We start from the raw sequence: 19,350 nt of genomic DNA on the forward strand, positions 1-19,350 counted from the left end.
GACCTATCAACCGCCCGGAACGCCTTCCTCCACGAGCAACGCGACCGGCATCACGCCGAGCACGTCGCGCACGAACAACCGCTCGCCATCGGCCTTCGGCGCGTTGGGACTGAGCCAGTCGAAGAGCGCGCGCGAATGCAGCGCTTCCGGCAGCACGATCGACGTATCGCCCCAGACCGAAGGCTCGACCAGCGGCACATCGCGCTTATCGCCGAGCAAACGCGCCGCATGCCGGGTCGCGACGACGATCGCATACGCGCTGCCCGCATGCCGCGCATAGGCGATCACATGCTTCGCGTGTTGGCCCTGCACGGTGAGCGGCACGTAGTCGCCCTGCGCGAACAGCGACTCGCAGTGCTTGCGCAGCGCCAGCGCTCGCCGCACGAGCCCGAGCTTCACGCGCCCGTCGCGCCAGTTTTCCATCTGCTCGGACGGCGGTCCTTTTTCGTCGATCTCTTCGAGCCACTTGCGGCGCAGCGCGTAATCCACCGGACGCCGATTGTCCGGATCGACCAGACTGAAATCCCACAGCTCGGTGCCCTGATACAGATCCGGCACGCCCGGCGACGTGAGCCGCAGGAGCGTCTGCTGGAAGCTGTCGATGGCGCCGAGCGGCCCAAGGCGCTCGACGAACTTCGATAGCTCCTGAAGAAAGCCGCTGCGGCGCTGCGGCGCGACGATATCGAACAGGAAGTCGCGGCACGCCTGCTCGTAGGCTTCGTCGGGCGCGAACCAGCTCGTGCGCAGCTTGCCTTCGCGCAATGCCTTCAGCTGCCATTGCGCGACGCGTTCGGCGAGTTCCTGCACGCCCGCTTCGTCGTCTGGCGAGAGCGTGAGCGGCCAGCAGCCGACGAGCGTCTGATAGAGCATCGATTCGGCGGCGGGACCGGGCGCCCAGTCGTGGCTGTCGCTCGTTTCGTTGTGGCCGCCGTTCGGGCCGCGCCGCAACGGCGCGTTCAGCGTGGACCACGCCTTCTGCGTCGCAGCCCATTCGTCGGGAATCTCGCTCAATGCGGCGATGCGCGCGCGCACGTCCTCGCCGCGTTTGTGGTCGTGCGTCGCGGTGCAAAGCATCGCGTGCGGGAAGGAGGCAAGCCGCTCGCGATTGGCCTTGTGGAACTCTTCGAGCGACAGTGAAAACTCGCCCGGATCGGCGCCCACTTCGTTGCGCGAGATGAGGCGGCCGTAGCGATAGCACGCCGTATCCTCGACCGCCTTCGCCGCGACAGGCGAGGTGAGTTGCGAGAACAACGTCTGCGCCGCGCGCCGCTGCGATCCCGCGGATGCCTGCGGGTTCTGATTCGGGTTCTGGCCTTGACCCGCGTGAACCTGCGCGTGATTGCGGTCGCGATTGCGTTCGGCCGCGCGATCCCGCTGACGGTCGTTCTTGTCGCCGCGCTCGTGCTGCGCGCCGTCGTCGGGCAGCTTGCCGCCGAGCCATTGCGCGACTTGATCGAGTATCACGTGATCCGCGCGCGCCAGCGACGCGCGGGCGGCTTCGAGCGCCTGCGAGAAGTAGCGCTCGTCTTCGGGACTGCGCACGCCGCCGACCGGATAAATGCGATACACCGGGAAATGGACGACGAGTTCCGCCACCACGCGGCGAATCGACGTGAACGTGTAATCGCGCGTGGTCTGCGCATCGCGTGCAATGCGATGCAGCGCCCGCGTCACGCGATCCAGTTCCGCCGACAGGTTCTCCGCGAGAATCTTGCGGCGCGCGATCAGCGCCTCGTCCGCGAATTCGCTGCTCTTGCCCGTGATCTCGGCCCACAGCGCGGCAAGCGGCTCCGCGCCCGCCGGATCATGCAGGAGCGCGCCGACGTCGTTCATGAAGTCGTAGCCGGTCGTGCCGTCCACTTGCCAGTCGCGGCGCAAGGGCTCGCCGCGCGCCAGAATCTTCTCGACGACGAAATACGTGTGGCCATTGCCGTTGCGCAACGCTTCGGGCCGCTCCGCCGACAGTTCTTCGAGCCGCGCGCGCAGGCGCTGGCAATACTCGCGCGGTTCCGCGAGACCATCGACGTGATCGATCCGAACGCCGTCGATCAGCCCTTCGGTGAAGAGCCGGAAAATCAGCGCATGCGATGCCTCGAACACTTCCGGCCGCTCGACGCGCACGCCGCCGAGCGTGCTCACGTCGAAGAAGCGCCGCCAGTTCACTTCGTCCGCTGCCGTGCGCCACCATGCGAGCCGGTAGTGTTGGCGCTCCAGCAGCCGGTGCAGACGCTCGCGGCCCGCCGGCGTTTGCGGCGAATGCGCGGCGAGCACCGCTTCGATCGCGGCGCGGCCGCCTTCCGTGTTCGCGATGGTCACGAGCGCCGTGCGCGCGTCGGCGGCGCGCGGCTGATCGACGGGCTGCGTCGTCAGGCCGGCGAAGCGTTGCGCAAGCTCGGGCGCTTCCTGAAGCACGGCGGGGTAATCCACCGGACACACCGGGAACACATGCGAGTAATACTCGATGACGAAGCGGCCTTCCTCCTGACGATACGCGAGCTTGATCTTGCCGCCTTGCAGCTCTTCGCCGTAGGCCGCGCCCAGAAAAGGCGCGAGCACCTTGCCGCGCAGCGCGGGATCGGGCGAGTGCCAGTCGACGTCGAAGAAGCGCGCATGCGCCGCGTGGCGTCCCCATTCGAGGATGTCCTGCCACCACGCGTTCTCCGATCCGCCGACGCCCATGTGGTTCGGCACGACGTCGACGATCAAGCCCATGTCATGCGCGCGCAGCTTTTCGACGAAGCGGCGCAAGCCTTCCTCGCCGCCGAGCTCGGGGTTGACCTTCGTGTAGTCGACGGTGTCGTAGCCGTGCGTGGAACCGGAGGTCGCGGTCGTGATCGGCGACGCATACGCGTGGCTCACCCCGAGCGACGCGAAGTAGTCCACTTGCGCGGCGGCGTCGTCGAAGGTGAAGTCCTTGTGAAGCTGAAGCCTTAGCGTGGAGCGCGGTACGGTCATGGTGTTTCGGATTTGGGTGTGTCTGAGTTGTCAGGGCGCACGGCGCGCTTGCGGGCTGATTCGACGGCGAGCAGACGGTCGCGGAACGCATCGTCGTTCATCATCTCGTCCACCGGCAGCGCGAGACGCCGCCGCCAGTTCGGATGCTCGTCGATGGAACCGGGCAGATTCGGCTGCTCCACGAGTCCGAGCAGGTCTTCGAGCGGATACGTGACGAGCGGCGCGGGCGTCATGCCGACGAAGGCCAACGCCTCGTCCACGGGCGCGTTGTCGACGGAAGGCGGCGGCACGTCTTTCGGCGCGATGCCGGCTTCCTGGAACGCCTGCCACAGATGCCCGCGATCGACGCCGCGCTCTTCCATCGCCGCCTCGACCGGATCGCGGCCATCGGCGCGCGCCATCGTCTGGCCGATCTTCGAGCGCCATTCGATGTCTTCGCCGCGCCACCATCCGTTGACGGTCGGCAGGTCGTGCGTCGTCGTCGTTGCCGTCACGCCATCGCTCCACTCGCCCGGCGGCTTGAATCCTTCGCCATCCTGAGCACGTTCGAACCAGAGTACACGTATGCCTAGCAAACCCTGCTCCTGCAAGCGCTCGCTGAAGCCCGGCGGCACGGTGCCGAGGTCTTCGCCGACCACGATCGCGCGATGCCGCCACGATTCCAGCGCGATCAGCCGCAACAGGTCTTCGAACGGATAGCGCAGATACGCGCCGTCTTTCGCGCTTTCGCCTTCGGGCACGAGCCAAAGGCGGCGCAGCCCGAGAATATGGTCGATGCGGATGCCGCCCGCGTGCGCGAACGCGGCGCGCAGCATGTCGATGAACGCGGCGAAGCCCTGCATGCGCATGGCGCGCGGCGAGAACGTCGTGAGGCCCCACGACTGCCCGGCCTGATTGAAGAGATCGGGCGGCGCGCCGACGGACACGCCGGTCAGCATGTCGTCGCGATACGACCACGCGTGACTGCCCGCGCTATCGCAGCCGACCGCGAGATCCGCCACGAGACCGACCGCCATGCCCGCATCGCGCGCAGCATGCTGGGCGTGCGCGAGTCCCTTGGCCGCGAGCCATTGCGTGAAAAGATAGAAGTCCACTTCGCGCCGATGCGCCTCGGCGAACGCGGTCACCGCTTCGCTGCGCGGGTCGCGCAGTTCCTCGGGCCAGTTGCGCCAGTGGCCTTCGCCGTTCTGCGCGATCTGTTCGGCTTGCAGCGCCTCGAAGCGCGCGTGGTCTAACAGCGCGCGGCCGCCTTTCTCGACGAACGATGCGAAGTCCTTTGCAAAGGGCGAATCGTCGTCTTGCGAGAAGCCGTCGAAGAGGGCGCGCAGCACGGCCACGCGCGCTTGCATCAAACGCGGCCAGTCGATCAGCGGCAGTCCTTCGAGCGCGGCGAGTTCATCGGCGACGCCGGCTTTCTCGATCGCGGCGCGTGCAGCCGGCGCGCCGAGCACGGCGGCCGGATCGATATGCGCGATGTTGACGAAGAGCCGCGACGACGGCGAGTACGGGCTGCACTTGTTCGGCTCGGCGGTGAACATGGCGTGCATCGGACTGATGGCGAGCGCGTGGCTGCCTTGCTTCGCCGCCTGCGTCGCGAGCGAGGCGAGCGCGGTGAAGTCGCCCACGCCGCCGTCGCCGTTGCGGCGCAAGCCATACACTTGCGCGGCGATGCCCCAGAGCGGCGGCGCGTGTTCGGTGTCGCCGGCGTCGTCCTGCAACGCGCGCCATGCGTCATCGACCGTATAGCAGCGCGTCGGCGCGACAGCGAGCGTCGTGCGATGGTCGTTGATGACGAGCGTGTGATAGCCCGGCTCGGCAATCGGCGCGAGCAGCGCGGTTTCGCCTTTGGGCGACGTGAAGCGCCCGTCGATGATCTCGCCGTTCTCAAGCTCGACGCGATAGCGCGCGCCCGATTTCGCCGCCGCCGCCGGCAGCGCGATGCCGCGATCCACTTCCGCCGTGATGAGCGGCGGCAGCTTGCGGCCGCTCATTTCGGCATCGACGGCGGCCATGCTTTGCTTGATCTGCGTGGCGTTGCCGCACGGCAGGCCGAGCTTTTCGAGCAGGATGCGCAGCGTGTTTTCCGGCACCCGCTGCGTCTTTTTGTGCGCGTCCTGCCACTCGACTTCGAAACCCGCGCGCTCGGCGAGGGTTTCGATCGACGAGCGCGGGCGCTCACTTTTGCCTTGATTCGCGGCGCTCACGAGCGTTGTCCTTCAGTCGGTTCGAAGCGGCGCGCGTCGTGCGCGGTCGCGTATTCGTTCACTTCGCCGGTCAGCCACGCGACGAACGTGCGGCCGCCCAGTTCACCCTTGGCCGTGCGATCCTGCGCGCGCGGCGGCGTCTCGAAGATCACCTTGCCTTGTGGTGCATCGGAAGGTGCATCGGAAAGCGCGACGGGCGCATCGGCCAAGTTCAGCGCGATAGTGAGCGTCTCGCCGTCGCCGAGCTTCCAGCGCGCGACGAGCGCCTTCTCGCCGAGCACGTTCGCGCCGAGCGCCTTCGCGCCTTTCAGACGCGGCGTGATGAGCTTCGCGCGCACCGTCAGCCCCGAGCGATAGAAATGCAGCCATTCGAGGCGATCCAGTTCGTCTTCCTTGTTCGCGATGTTCGGCGAGGACATCTCGAATGTGCGCTTGTCGTTCGGATCGGGAATCTGCGCACGGCGCTTTTCATCCGTGAACGCGGAGAACTTCGCGAATTCCTTGCGACGTCCTTCGCGCACGGCGTCGGCCAGTTCATCGTGATAGTCGGTGAAGAACAGGAACGGCTGCCTGGAGCCGTACTGTTCTTCCATGAAAAGCATCGGAATTTGCGGCGATAGCAGCAAAAGGCCGGTGGCCGCATAGAGCGATTCGTCGTCGGTCAGCGCGCGCAGGCGGTCGCCCATCGCGCGGTTGCCAACCTGATCGTGATTCTGCAGAAACATGACGAAGGCCGTGGGCGGCAAGTGACCGCTCGGCTCGCCGCGCGGGGCGCCGTCGTGAATCGGCGACGGATCGCCCTGATACACGAAGCCTTCGGACAGCACGCGCGCGAGCTTTTGAATGGGCTCCTCCGCATACGCGCCGTAGTAGCTCTCGTTTTCGCCCGTGAGCAGCACGTGCAGCGTGTTGTGCGCGTCGTCGCTCCACTGCGCGTTGAAGTGGTTCTCGAGCAGGCTCGCCGTGTTGTGCTCGTTCTCGAGCACCAGATGCACGTGACGTCCCGCCTCCACGGAACTGCGCACGCGGTCCGCAAGTTCGCGCAGCCATTCGTCGTCGTTGATCGCATGCACCGCGTCGAGGCGCAGGCCGTCGAAACGGTACTCGTTGAGCCAGTACAGTGCGTTGTCGAAGAAGAAGTCGCGCACTTGCGGACGTTCGAAGTCGATAGCCGGGCCCCACGGCGTGTTCACGCCTTCGCGGAAGAAGGTCTTCGCGTAGGCGTGCAGATAGTTGCCGTCCGGGCCGAAGTGGTTATAGACGACATCGAGAAAGACCATGAGACCCAAGCCGTGCGCGGTGTCGATTAGCTGCTTCAGTTCTTCCGGACGGCCATACGCCGAATCGGGCGCATACGGTAGCACGCCGTCATAGCCCCAGTTGCGCGTGCCGGAGAAGTCGTTGAGCGGCATCAGTTCGATGGCCGTGACGCCGAGTTGCGCGAGTTCCGGCAGACGCGCGGTAACGCCCGCGTAGCCGCCCATCGCGCCGACGTGCAGCTCGTAGAGCACGGTCTCTTCCCACGGCCGGCCGTGCCAGTTGGTATTCGTCCAGCGATACGCGCGCGGATCGACCACTTCGCTCGGGCCGTGCACGTCTTGCGGCTGAAAGCGCGAGGCCGGATCGGGCACGGCGAGGTCCGCATCAAGACGATAGCGATACAGCGTGCCCGCGCCGCCATCGGCTTCGGCTTCGAACCAGCCGTCGCCGGCCGGCTGCATGTCGACGAGGTCGGGCGTCGTGTTGCCGGGGCGTTGAATCTCCACTTGAACGTGGTCGCGCGAAGGCGCCCAAAAGCGAAAGCGCGTGCGCGGATTGTCGCCCGCCGCGCCGGTGAGATGCGCGCCGAAAGGAAGGCAATGCGCGTGGTGATGCTGATGAGGATCGATCGGACGTTCGGACATGATTGAGTGCCAGGTTTGCTTGTCGCATTGCCTACGGTGGAGCGTGCCGCGCGAGCCTCGACGTCGTGCGTCCGACGTGGCGCTACTGCGTCGAATCGGTCTCGTGTGGCCGGTTCGACGGCAACGTGCCGGGGTCCGGCGGCAGCGCGGTCAGAAGTCGCGGGCCCTGATGCGCGCCCGCCATCCAGACAGCCTGCCAGTCCGCTTGGCCCGACGGCTGCGCCAGCAGCACGACGATGCTATGCGCTTCCAGCTGCAGTTCGCTGCCCACGAGCGGCCGTTCGACGGCGTCAGGTTCCGCGCTGTCTAGCAGCACGTTCCATTCCAAGTGCGGCGCGGGCGGCGCGAACGCGAGCGGGCTCGCGGAGCCGTTGATCATGATGAGGATGACGTCGATTTCGCTGTGGATGCCGGGTCCCGCGCGACGCAAAGTCAACGCGCGGCCTTCGGGGTCCTGCCACGCTTCGATGGCGAGCGCGTTGCCGCGTTCGTCGAACCAGCTGACGTCGTAGAGGCCGGGCAGCACTTCGCGGTCGCCGTAGAGAAAGCGCGTTTCGCGCAGCACCGGGTATTTTTTGCGCAGCGCGATCACGCGCGCGACGAACTCCGTCATCTCCACGCCGCGCGGGCTTTGCGCCGCGTCCCAATCCATCCACGACAACTCGTTGTCCTGACAGTACGCGTTGTTGTTGCCGCGCTGCGTGCGCAGGAATTCGTCGCCGCCGAGGATCATCGGCGTGCCGAGCGAGAGCAGCGTCGTCGCGATCATCGAACGCGCGAGACGCGCGCGGATGTCGAGGATCTTCGGGTCGTCGGTCGGGCCTTCCACGCCCCAGTTCGCGCTGAAATTCTCGTTGTGGCCGTCGTTGTTGCCTTCCTGATTCGCTTCGTTGTGCTTGTGCGTGTAGGCGGTCACGTCGGCGAGCGTGAAGCCGTCGTGCGACGCGACGAAGTTCACCGACGCCCACGGCTTGCGAAAGCGCCGGTTGAAGAGTTCCGCCGAGCCCGTGAGACGCGCGGCGAGATCCGGCCGCATGCCGGCGTCGCCGCGCCAGAAGCGCCGCACGCCGTCGCGGAACTTGTCGTTCCATTCCGCGAAGCCCGGCGGATGATTGCCGACCTGATAACCGTCCGGCCCGATATCCCACGGCTCGGAAATGAGCTTGCGCGTGGAGAGAATCGGGTCTTGGCGGATGGCGTCGAAGAAGCCCGAGCCCGGATCGAAGCCATGACCTTCGCGCCCGAGCGTGACACCGAGATCGAAACGAAAGCCGTCGATGTTGAACGCCGTGCACCAGTAGCGCAGCGAATCCATCACCATTTGCAGCACGCGTGGATGCGAGAGATTCACCGTGTTGCCGCAGCCGGTCTCGTTGATGTAATGCCGTTCGTCGCCGGGAATCAGACGATAGTAGCTGGCGTTGTCGAGCCCGCGCCACGACAGCGTCGGCCCGAGTTCGCTGCCTTCGCAGGTGTGGTTGTAGACGACGTCGAGTATGACTTCGATGCCTGCCGCGTGCAGTTGCCGCACGGCGATGCGCATTTCGTTGAGCCGATGCGTGGACAGATACGTGGGCTCGGGCGCGAAGAACGCCGCGGTGTTATAGCCCCAGTAATTGCGCAGTCCGCGCTCGATGAGGAAGCGGTCGTTCAGAAACGCGTGCACCGGCAGGAACTCGACGGCGGTGATGCCGAGCTTCTGCAAGTGCTCGATGAACCACGGCGAGGAGAGCGCCGCGAACGTGCCGCGTTCGTGCTGACGAATATCGCCGCGCAGCATGGATGCGCCGCGCACATGCGTTTCGTAGATGATGGTTTCGCCCCAGGGCGTATCGGGGCGCACGTCGCGGGACCAGTCGAAGGCGTCGTCGGTGACGATGCACTTGGGCATCGCGGGCGCGGAATCGCGGCGGTCCATCGACATGTCGAGCCGGTTCGAATGCACGCGATAACCGAAGAGCGCATCGGACCATCGCCACGGGCCGACGAGCTTCTTCGCGTACGGATCGAGCAGCAGCTTGTGCGGATTGAAGCGATGCCCGTGCTGCGGCTGATACGGCCCGTGCGCGCGAAAGCCGTACACGGTGCCGGGATGCGCGCCCGGCAGATAGCCGTGCCAGATTTCGTCGGTGCATTCGGGCAGGTCGAAGCGCATCAGCTCCTTGCGGCCGGTGCTGTCGAAGAGACACACCTCGATGCGGTGCGCGTTCGACGAGAACACGGCGAAGTTGACGCCCAAACCGTCCCAGTTGGCTCCGAGCGGGTACGGAGCGCCCGGGAGCAACTTTTCGGGGAGTGCGTTCGGCATAGTGGTTTTTTTTGAGCTTCGCTCAGGGGTGCTTGGTTTCTTTGTCGGGGAACTTGTTTTCTTGTCGGTCTATTAGCGTTGCCCCTCCCCGGGGCGGGGGTCACTTTCTTTGCTGCTGCAAAGAAAGTAACCAAAGAAAGCAGCTTTTTTTAGCCCAAAGCACGAACAGTGTGGTCACTCCGCAGCAAGTCATTGGCACTCAGCTTGAATCAACCCTGAATCACCCTCCACGCCCGCTGACCACCACGTCCTCCGAGCCCCTTGGCTCGTCAAAACCTTCGGGAGCATCGCTCGTATGATGCCTGCCAGTAGCGCGGCCGAAGTTGCGTTACCCTCGACGCCCCCCGACCAGCACGTCCTCAAGCCCATTGGCTCGTCAAAACCGTCGGGAACATCGCTCATGTCGCTCTTCTCGCGTTGCCCAAGCCAATCGAAGCGCGCAGGTAGTTCGAGATCGTTGGACACAGGCACTTCCTTCTTGCATGCGACACGCGCAAACGCACGTTGGTGTTAACGAGCCAAGGGGCTCGGAGGACGTGGTGCTCAGCGGGCGCGGAAGGCGATTCAAGGCTGTATCCAACTGAGTGCCACGGTCTCTCTGCGAAGTGACTACCTTTTCAGTGCTGCGGGCCCAGAAAAAAGCTGCTTTCTTTGGTTACTTTCTTTGCAGCAGCAAAGAAAGTGACCCCCGCCCCGGGGAGGGGCAACGCCAATAGACCGACGCGAAAGCAAGTTCCCCGAAAAAGCGCCGCAGGCAAAAGCAAAACGTCTAATCAGCCCGCAAAACGATAGCAGCCAAAGGAGGCAAAGTCAGTGCAGCAGACTGCTGCTTCCCATGACTAGGATGGTCATCGGCATGAATAACGCCCCCATTCCCCATATTGGACCCGCCATAAATGGCCGCATCCGAATTGAGGATCTCACTCCAGCGCCCGCCGCGCGGCAACCCTACGCGATACCCATGCCGCGGCACCGGCGTCATGTTGCATATGACCACGAGTTCGCGCCCCTCGGCGTCCGTGCGCCGAAACGCAAAGACGCTATTGCCATTGTCATCGCCGACAATCCACTCGAAGCCGCGCGGATCGCTATCGAGCTTGTGCAGCGCAGACTCATGCGCATAGAGCATGTTCAGATCGCGCACGAGCTTTTGCAGGCCGCCGTGCATCGCGTCATCGAGCAAATGCCAGTGCGGCGACTGATCGTGATTGAACTCCGCGACCTGGCCGAACTCGCCGCCCATGAAAAGCAGCTTCTTGCCCGGATGCGTCCACATGAAGCTTAAATACGCGCGCAGGTTCGCGAACTTCTGCCAGCGGTCGCCCGGCATCTTGCCGATGAGCGATCCCTTGCCATGCACGACTTCATCGTGCGATAGCGGCAGCACGAAGCGCTCGGAATACGCGTACACCATACCGAACGTGAACAGGTGATGGTGATACTGCCGGTACACCGGATCTTCCTGCATGTAGTGCAGCGTATCGTGCATCCAGCCCATGTTCCACTTGAAGTCGAAACCGAGTCCGCCGCTATCGACGCTCGCCGTCACGCCCGGCCACGCCGTCGATTCTTCCGCAATCGTGATCGCGCCCGGAATGTGCCGCACTTCCTGATTCAGCCGCTTCAGGAACGCAATCGATTCGAGATTCTCTCGGCCGCCATAGATGTTCGGCACCCACTCGCCCGCCTTGCGCGAATAGTCGCGATACAGCATCGATGCAACCGCATCGACACGCAGTCCATCGACGTGATAACGCTTCAGCCACGCGAGCCCCGATGCGATCAGGAACGCGCTCACCTCGTTGCGGCCGAGGTTGTAGATCATCGTGTTCCAGTCCTGGTGATACCCCTCGCGCGGATCGGCATGCTCGTAAAGCGGCGTGCCGTCGAAGTGCACGAGGCCGTGCGCATCGTTCGGAAAGTGCGCCGGCACCCAGTCGATGATGATGCCGAGCCCGGCCTCATGCGCGCGGTTCACGAACTCCGCAAACTGCTCCGGCGTGCCGAAGCGCGCGGACGGCGCGAACTGGCCGAGCGGCTGATAGCCCCACGATCCGCCGAACGGATGCTCCGCGACCGGCATGAACTCGATATGCGTGAAGCCCATGCCCTTCGCGTACGGAATGAGGCGCTCGGCGAGCTCGTGCCAGTTCATGCCGCGATTGCCTTCTTCCGGCACGCGCAGCCACGATTCCGCATGCGCTTCGTAAATCGCGATCGGCGCCTGTGGCGTCTGCTTGCCGGCGCGCGAGTTCATCCATTCGGCGTCGGTCCATGCGTAATGGTCGATGGCGTCCGCATCCGCCACCACCGATGCGGTCGAAGGCGGCTTCTCGCTTTGCATCGCGCACGGATCGGCCTTCAGCGGCAGCGTGTAGCCCTCGCGCGCGACGATCTCGTACTTGTAGCGCGTGCCCGCGCCGATGCCCGGAATGAACAGCTCCCACACGCCCGCGTTATGACGCAGACGCATCGGGTGGCGGCGTCCGTCCCACGTATTGAAGTCGCCGACCACCGACACGCGCCGCGCATTCGGCGCCCACACCGCGAAGCGCACGCCCGCCACGCCGCCATGCGTGATCGGCCGCGAGCCGAGACATTCGAGCACCGCATACGGATCGGCTTGCGACAGGCGATGCAGCCAGTCATCGGAGAGCACGGGGCCGAACGAATACGGATCGTGTGTCTCCTGCGGCGTGCCGTGCCAGTCGATCAGAAGCCGGTAAGCCGTGGGCCGCTCGATGAATCCCGCGAAAAGACCCGCATCGTGAATGCGCGTGAGCGTTCCGAGCGGCTCGCCGCTGCCCGCATCGAGCACGCTCACGCCGGCCGCGTTCGGCAGAAACACGCGCACGACATAGCCGTGCTCGGTCTGATGCAGGCCGAGCATCGAGAACGGATCGGGATGCCGCGCCTCGACGAGCGCATCGATGTCGAGCGGATTCAGGCCGTGGGCCGGATTCCTCGTATCCGCTCCCGGATCGCTACGGTTATTCATGGTGAGTTCCATCCGGATTGTCCTTGGTTACATCGAACACGGGCCGCGTGCCGGGCGCGGGCGGCTCGCCCGTGTCGCCGAGCAGGCGGCTCGCGAGCGACGCGAGGCCCCGCAGCGGAAGACCGATCCACGTCGGCCGGTTCGCCGCTTCATAGCGGATTTCGTAAGCGGCTTTCTCGATCAGGAAGAGATCGAGCAGCGCAGGCAACGCGCTCTCGCCCGCAATCGGTTCGGGCGACGACGCAATCGCTTCGCGGTATTGCCGCATGAAGCTCTCTTCCGCGACGGCGCGCATGCGTTCGAACAGCGCGCGCTTGCGGTCGGCCGTTTGCGCCGGCGCGGCTTCGGTGGTCGGCTGCGCGGCGGCGCTCGCATACGACAGCGAACGCAAGAGACCGGCCACGTCGCGCAGCGGGCTCGTCTTCTTGCGACGCTCTTCGAGCGTGCGCGCGGGCTCGCCTTCGAAGTCGATCAGATAGGCGTCGCCTTGCGCCATCAACACCTGACCGAGGTGGAAGTCGCCGTGGATGCGAATGCACAGCGCATCGGCGTCGGACGTCACGAGCTGCTTCACCGCTTCGATGAGCTTCTCTCGGCGGTCCAGCAGGCTTTGCGCGAGGAAGCGGTCGTGCTCGTTGAAGCCGCCGATCTTCTGCGCGAGGATATCGAGCGCGCTGGTGAGCAGTTGCAGCGTGCCGTCGATCCAGCCTTGCACGTCTTCCGCCGTCGCGCGACGCGGCGAGAATGCTTCGTCGTCGGTCGGCGTGGCGAGCGCGACGTGCAATTCACCCAGCCGCTTGCCGATGATCCCGATGATGTTGCCGTAGCCTTCGAAGCCGTTCAATTGAGCGCTGTGATCCGGCTTGCTATCTTCGGTATCGACCGTGACGGCAAGCTCATCCACCACGCGGCGCAGATAGTCGAGCGCGTAGTTCCATGCATCGCCCTGATTGTCGACGAAGCCTTGCAGAATCACGAGCGTATGCGGGACGCCTTGCGGATCGACACGCACGACTTCGCCATACAACGGGCCGGTGTTTGCATAGCCAAGCTTCGTGAGATAGCGGCTCATCTCCGCTTCCGGATGAATGCCGCCGACCACGCGCCGCACCAGCTTCAGCACGATCTTGTCGCCGATCACGAGCGAGCTGTTGCTCTGTTCCGCCGCGAGCCAGCGAATCTCGGGCGGCGACGCGGGATTCATGTCGAGCGTGCCGAAGCGTTCGGTCGGCAAGAAACGGATCTCGCTCTTCTGCACGGTCGGCACCACGGCGCGCTGCGCGAGCTTCTGCAAGATGCCGTAGGTAAATTGCGGCACCGCGAACGCATCCGTGATATGCCCGATCGTGCGGCCGCGCCGCACGCGCGCGAGCGCGAGTTGCATATAGAGCGGCGACGTGGTTTCCGTGCCCCATGCAATGGAAAGCGGCAACACATAGCGTTCGGTGTGATCGCCGACGTCGGCTTCGATCTCGGTGAACGCGAAGCCCGCGCCTTCGATTGTCGTGAGCGCGGCGAGGCGCACCGCATGCAACTGTTGATCTTTCGATGCAAACCAGCGGCGCTTGCTGAGATAGCTCGGCAGCACTTCCGATTCGAGCAGACGCACGTTCTCGGGCGTCGGTCCCGTTTGCCCTGCGCGAATCACCATGGTGACGAACTCCGGTAACTGCTCCGACGGTGCCTGCGACCATGCGGGGCGCATGTTGCCGGGGCAAAGCTGGAACCACAAGAAGCCGTAAGGCGGGAAGGTCAGCAGATAGGTGAGCTGACCGATGGCGGGGAAGGGCTGATCCGCCGTCATTTCGAGCGGCACGGAGCCCGCGAATTCCGACAGATCGAGCTCCACCGCTTGCGGCGCGCGCGAGAGATTCGCGACGCAGAGAATAGGCGGCTCGCCCTTCAGTTCACGCAGATACGCGAGAATCTTGCGATTGCTCGGCTTCAAAAAACGAATGGTGCCGCGTCCGAACGCGTGCTTCGAGCGCCGCACCGCGAGCATCTTGCGCGTCCAGTTCAGAAGCGAATGCGGGTCGCGGCTTTGCGCTTCGACGTTGATCGCGTCGTAGCCGTAGAGCGAGCCCATCACCGGCGGCAGCACGAGTTGTTCGGGATCGGCGCGCGAGAAGCCGCCGTTGCGATCCGACGACCATTGCATCGGCGTGCGCACGCCGTCGCGGTCGCCCAGGTGGATGTTGTCGCCCATGCCGAGCTCGTCGCCGTAGTAGATGACGGGCGTGCCCGGCATCGAAAAGAGCAGCGAATTGATGAGCTCGATGCGGCGGCGGTCGCGTTCCATCAGCGGCGCGAGACGCCGGCGAATGCCGAGGTTCAGGCGCGCCCGGCGGTCGCTCGCGTACGTGTTCCACAAGTAATCGCGCTCGGAGTCCGTGACCATTTCGAGCGTGAGTTCGTCGTGGTTGCGCAGGAAGATCGCCCACTGATTCGTTTCGGCGAGGTCCGGCGTCTGCCGCATGATGTCGGTGATGGGGAAGCGGTCTTCGCTCGCAATCGACATGTAGATGCGCGGCATCAGCGGGAAGTGGAACGCCATGTGGCATTCGTCTTCGTCGCCGAAGTACTCCTTCACGTCTTCCGGCCACTGGTTCGCTTCGGCGAGCAGCATGCGGTTCGGATACTCGGCGTCGATGGTCGCGCGAATCTGCTTCAGGATGGCGTGCGTCTCGGGCAGATTCTCGTTGTTGGTGCCTTCGCGTTCGACGAGATACGGCACCGCGTCCAGCCGCAGACCGTCGATGCCCATGTCGAGCCAGAAGCGCATGATCTGCAGCACTTCCTTCATCACGGCCGGATTGTCGAAGTTCAAATCCGGCTGGTGCGAATAGAAGCGGTGCCAGTAGTACTGACCCGCGACGGGATCATGCGTCCAGTTCGAAGGCTCGGTGTCGATGAAGATGATCCGCGTCTCTTCGTACTTCTTGTCGGTATCGGACCACACGTAGTAGTTGCGGTGATTCGATCCCGGCTTCGCGCGGCGCGCGCGCTGAAACCACGGATGCTGGTCCGACGTGTGATTGATGACCAGTTCCGTGATGACGCGAATGCCGCGCGCGTGCGCTTCCTGAATGAAGCGTTTGACATCGGCGATGGTGCCGTAATCCGGATGCACGTTGCGATAATCGGCGATGTCGTAACCGTCGTCACGGCGCGGCGAGGGATAGAACGGCAGCAGCCAGATGGCGTCGACGCCGAGCTCCGCGATGTAATCCAGCTTCGCGAGCAAGCCCGGGAAGTCGCCGATGCCGTCGTTGTTCGCATCGAAGAACGACTTGATGTGCACCTGATAGATGATCGCGTCCTTGTACCACAGCGGATCGTCGCTGAGAGTCGACGACTTCTTGCTGCGCTTCACCCTTGTATCCACGGTTTGCTCCAGTGCTCTTGTAGGCGAATCTCTGCCCTGTTATCGGTTCGCTGTCGTCGCTGACGTTGGCTGCTCATTCGTACCGTGTCGCAATTAACGTTCTCCGTCGGGCGAAGGCTTCGGCAGACCCCACGTCGGCGAGATGCGCCAGATCGCGAAGGGCAGCGAATGCGGGTTGAGCCGCACATGCTGACGCCGGCCGCGCCACTCGAAACGCTCGCCCGTCATCTGATCCTCGACCGCGATGGCGTCCCATTCCTTCACGCCCCAGCGCTCCAGCGTCTGCCACGGCAGTTCGATATCCGCGCCTTGCTCGTTGAACGGATCGAGATTGATCGCGACGAGCACCACGTTATCGCGCGATGCGTTGGCCTTCTCGAAGAAGAGGATGTGATCGTTATGCGCGGGCAGGAAGTTCACGCCGAGATGCGTCTGCAACGCGGGATTCGCGCGTCGAATGCGATTGAGCGCCGTCACTTCGCCGACGATATTGCCGGGCCGGTTCCAGTCCCACGCCTTCAACTGATACTTCTCGGAATCCAGATACTCTTCGCTATTCGGCAGCGCGGCGGACTCGCACAATTCGAAGCCGCTGTACACGCCCCACAGCCCGGAAAGCGTCGCGGCGAGCGCGGCGCGAATCACGAAGCCGGGACGCCCCGAGCTTTGCAGGAAGCGCGGGTTGATGTCCGGCGTGTTGACGAAGAAGTTCGGCCGGAAGTAATCCTTCGCGTCCGTCTGCGTCAGGTCGTGCATGTATTCGAGGAAATCGCGCTTGGTCTCGCGCCACGTGAAGTACGTGTACGACTGCGAAAAGCCCAGCTTCGCGAGCCGGTTCATCACGCGCGGCCGCGTGAACGCTTCAGCGAGGAAGATCACATCGGGATGACGCGCGCGCACGTCGCCGATGACCCATTCCCAGAACGGGAACGGCTTCGTATGCGGATTATCGACGCGGAAGATACGCACGCCCGCCGCGATCCAGTGCAGGAACACGTCGCGCAAGGCGATCCACAAATCGGGCTTCGCGTCCTGCGCGTAGAAGTCCGGATTCACGATGTCCTGATACTTCTTCGGCGGGTTCTCCGCATAGCGCAACGTGCCGTCGGGCCGCCACGCGAACCATGTCGGATGCTCTTTGAGCCACGGATGATCCGGCGAGCACTGCACGGCGAAGTCCAGCGCAATCTCAAGCCCGTGCTCGTGCGCGGCTTCGAGCATGCGCTTGAAGTCGTCGAAGTTGCCGAGCTCCGGATGCACCGCATCGTGGCCGCCTTCCTTCGCGCCGATCGCGTACGGGCTGCCCACGTCGCCCGGCTCGGCCGTCAGCGAATTGTTCTTGCCCTTGCGGTTCGCCATGCCGATAGGATGGATCGGCGGGAAATACAGCACGTCGAAGCCCATCTCGCGAATGCGCGGCATCTTGCCGATCACGTCGATGAACGTGCCGTGACGGTTCTCGTCGTCGCTCATCGAGCGCGGGAAGATCTCGTACCAGCTCGCGAAGCGCGCCGCCGCGCGTTCGGAGTCGATGCGATACACGACCGGATCGCGCGACAGGAACGGCCGGTGCCGCGCCGCCGCGACCGCCTTCGCCGTCGCGGCCGAGAGCACGAGTTCGAGCTTGCGCTCGGACTCGGCCTTCGTGAACTCCTTGACGATGGCTTCGAGCGGCGCGCTGTCCGAGCCCTCGACGGTCTTCACTTCCGCGAGGATCAGCGCGAACAGGTGCTTGGCTTCTTCGAGTTCGAGCTCGACCGTTTGCCCGGCCTTCAGCTTCTTCTGCATGTGATCGACGAGCGACGCGAAGTCGTCGCGCCACGCCATCACCACGAATTCGTGACGTCCCACGCGTTCGAGCGGAATGCGCGCCGTCCACAAGTCGTTGCCGAGCGGAAGCACGAGCGACATCGGCGTTTCGTGCCACTCGGTTTCGTCGGCGGCGCGCCATTGCACCGCCGCCGCGATCTTGTCGTGACCTTCCGCGAAGATCGCGGCCTGAATCTCGACCGCTTCGCCGACGATGCGTTTGGCCGGAAAGCGCCCGTGATCGACCGAAGGCGTGACGCTTTCGATGGATACGCGCGGCGCGGCGATCGCTTCGTTCACGGACTTCTTGTCGGCGGTCTTTGCGCCGCGCTTCACTTGCGGCTGCGCGAGCAGAATGAACGGCTCGGCTTCCGCGCGGAAGAGGCGCACTTCGCCGGCTTTCAGCGACAACGCCGCGAGGCGCTCCGCCGGGGCGTTCGCGTCGCCGAGCGGCGCGAAGCGCGTGTAGTTGCCGGGCACGCCTTCCAGCAAATGCCGCGTGTCCACCTGCACCGGCGCGACCAGATCGGGATTGACGAGCACGAGCACCGCCGAATCGCTATCGCGCAAGTCGCCGCCGGCCGCGCGAATCAGCGCGGCGTACGGCGTGCCCGCGCCTGTCAGCGAGCGCAGTTCGCCGACATCGGAAAGCGTCGCGGTATCGCGCTGCAATCCGTTCGCGCGCTTGATCTGCTCGCACAGGTCGATGCGCGCCTCGCTCTGTGCGCGCTGATACTCGGCTGCGACGCCGTACTGCTGCGACATCGGCAAGCCGACGCCGAATTCGAAGCCCATCGGCACGAGGATGCCCGTGCCGAGCGCGGTAGCCGTGTAGAGCGCGCGGCAATACGCACGTTCGACGAGCGCGGTATCGCTCGTATCGCTCAGGTCCGCGATCAGGCGCTTGCCGAACGGCTCCTCGGGGAACGAGATCGGCGGCGCGATGCGCGAAAGCGCCGCGTGCTCGTCCACGAGCCAGGCGCCCTTGAAGTCCCACCAGCGCGTCGAGGCGAAGACGGCATCGAACTCGGCATCGGCGAGCGCGCGCAGGTCATCGCGCGATACGCCGACGGTCCACGCGAGCCAGCGCGTCTGCGGATGCTTTTCCCGCACCGCGGCCCCGAGCCGCCGCCACACGTGCGCCGGCACCGCGTGCGGCGAGTCGAAGCGAAAGCCGCCGATGCCCGCGTCCGCGATCACGCTCAGCTCGCGCGCCCACCACTGCGTCAGTTGATGCGCGGCTTCGCCATCGGCGAAATTGGCGTAGGCCACGTCGCGCTGTTGCGGCGGACGGCGCGGATCGAGCCGCGCATCCGCGCTCTCGAACGGCTGAAACCAGTGCTTGTTGTCCTGATACAGACCGCCTTCCGCGCTCACGCGGTTGATCACGATATCGACGAGCAGCGTCAGGCCATGCGTTTTCGCGGCGTCGGCGAGCTGGCGCAGGCCGTCCGCGGCGCTCGCGTCGCATTCGAAGACAGGGTGCAGGCGATGATGATCGGCGACGGCCTCGCGATGCCCGTTGCTGCCGGGCACGAACGGGGAGCCGATCAGGACATGGTCGAAACCGAGCGCCGCCGCGTGTTCGAACTGGGCAGGCCAGTTGGACAGCGGTCCGACGAGCAGGGGATCGATGAAATAAATACGGGGTGCGTACGCATGATGAGCTTGATGGTTTTCCATCGTTCGTCTTTTCCAGAGTCGTCCTGCGGTGGCGGGGATGCGGGCAACCAATCGCGATCACGCTCACGGGTCAAACTGGCTGAAGAGCCGGTCCGCACGTTACG

General features: G+C 64.7%; 7 protein-coding genes. All 7 read right to left on the reverse strand.

From position 1 onward, the window contains the following. Nucleotides 1–6: 6 nt before the first annotated feature. Nucleotides 7–2,955, reverse strand: coding sequence for a malto-oligosyltrehalose synthase (gene treY / locus NCR34_RS14520; RefSeq protein ID WP_250500222.1), 2,949 nt, complete (start codon nt 2,953–2,955; stop codon nt 7–9). Beyond that, entirely contained in the window at nt 2,952–5,159 is a 2,208-nt protein-coding gene (gene malQ, locus NCR34_RS14525; RefSeq protein WP_250500223.1) for a 4-alpha-glucanotransferase, read from the reverse strand. Before malQ ends, treY begins: the two co-directional genes overlap by 4 nt. After that, nucleotides 5,156–7,063 (reverse strand): malto-oligosyltrehalose trehalohydrolase, encoded by a 1,908-nt coding sequence (treZ, locus tag NCR34_RS14530; protein ID WP_250500224.1) that lies wholly within the window; start codon nt 7,061–7,063, stop codon nt 5,156–5,158. Before treZ ends, malQ begins: the two co-directional genes overlap by 4 nt. An 82-nt stretch (nt 7,064–7,145) precedes the next feature. Further along, nucleotides 7,146–9,371, reverse strand: coding sequence for a glycogen debranching protein GlgX (gene glgX, locus NCR34_RS14535; protein ID WP_250500225.1), 2,226 nt, complete (start codon nt 9,369–9,371; stop codon nt 7,146–7,148). A gap of 769 nt (nt 9,372–10,140) precedes the next feature. Further along, nucleotides 10,141–12,369 carry a 1,4-alpha-glucan branching protein GlgB gene (glgB, locus tag NCR34_RS14540; protein WP_250500226.1) on the reverse strand — a complete coding sequence of 743 codons (2,229 nt, stop codon included), beginning with the start codon at nt 12,367–12,369 and terminating at the stop codon, nt 10,141–10,143. Then, nucleotides 12,362–15,742 (reverse strand): maltose alpha-D-glucosyltransferase, encoded by a 3,381-nt coding sequence (gene treS / locus NCR34_RS14545; protein ID WP_502800089.1) that lies wholly within the window; start codon nt 15,740–15,742, stop codon nt 12,362–12,364. Before treS ends, glgB begins: the two co-directional genes overlap by 8 nt. 105 nt (nt 15,743–15,847) lie before the next feature. Continuing rightward, complete coding sequence (locus NCR34_RS14550) at nt 15,848–19,246, reverse strand: maltotransferase domain-containing protein (RefSeq protein WP_250500228.1); 3,399 nt, start codon at nt 19,244–19,246, stop codon at nt 15,848–15,850. Between the last annotated feature and the right edge of the window lie 104 nt (nt 19,247–19,350).

Source organism: Caballeronia sp. GAWG1-5s-s, assembly GCF_023631445.1.
GTDB lineage: Bacteria > Pseudomonadota > Gammaproteobacteria > Burkholderiales > Burkholderiaceae > Caballeronia.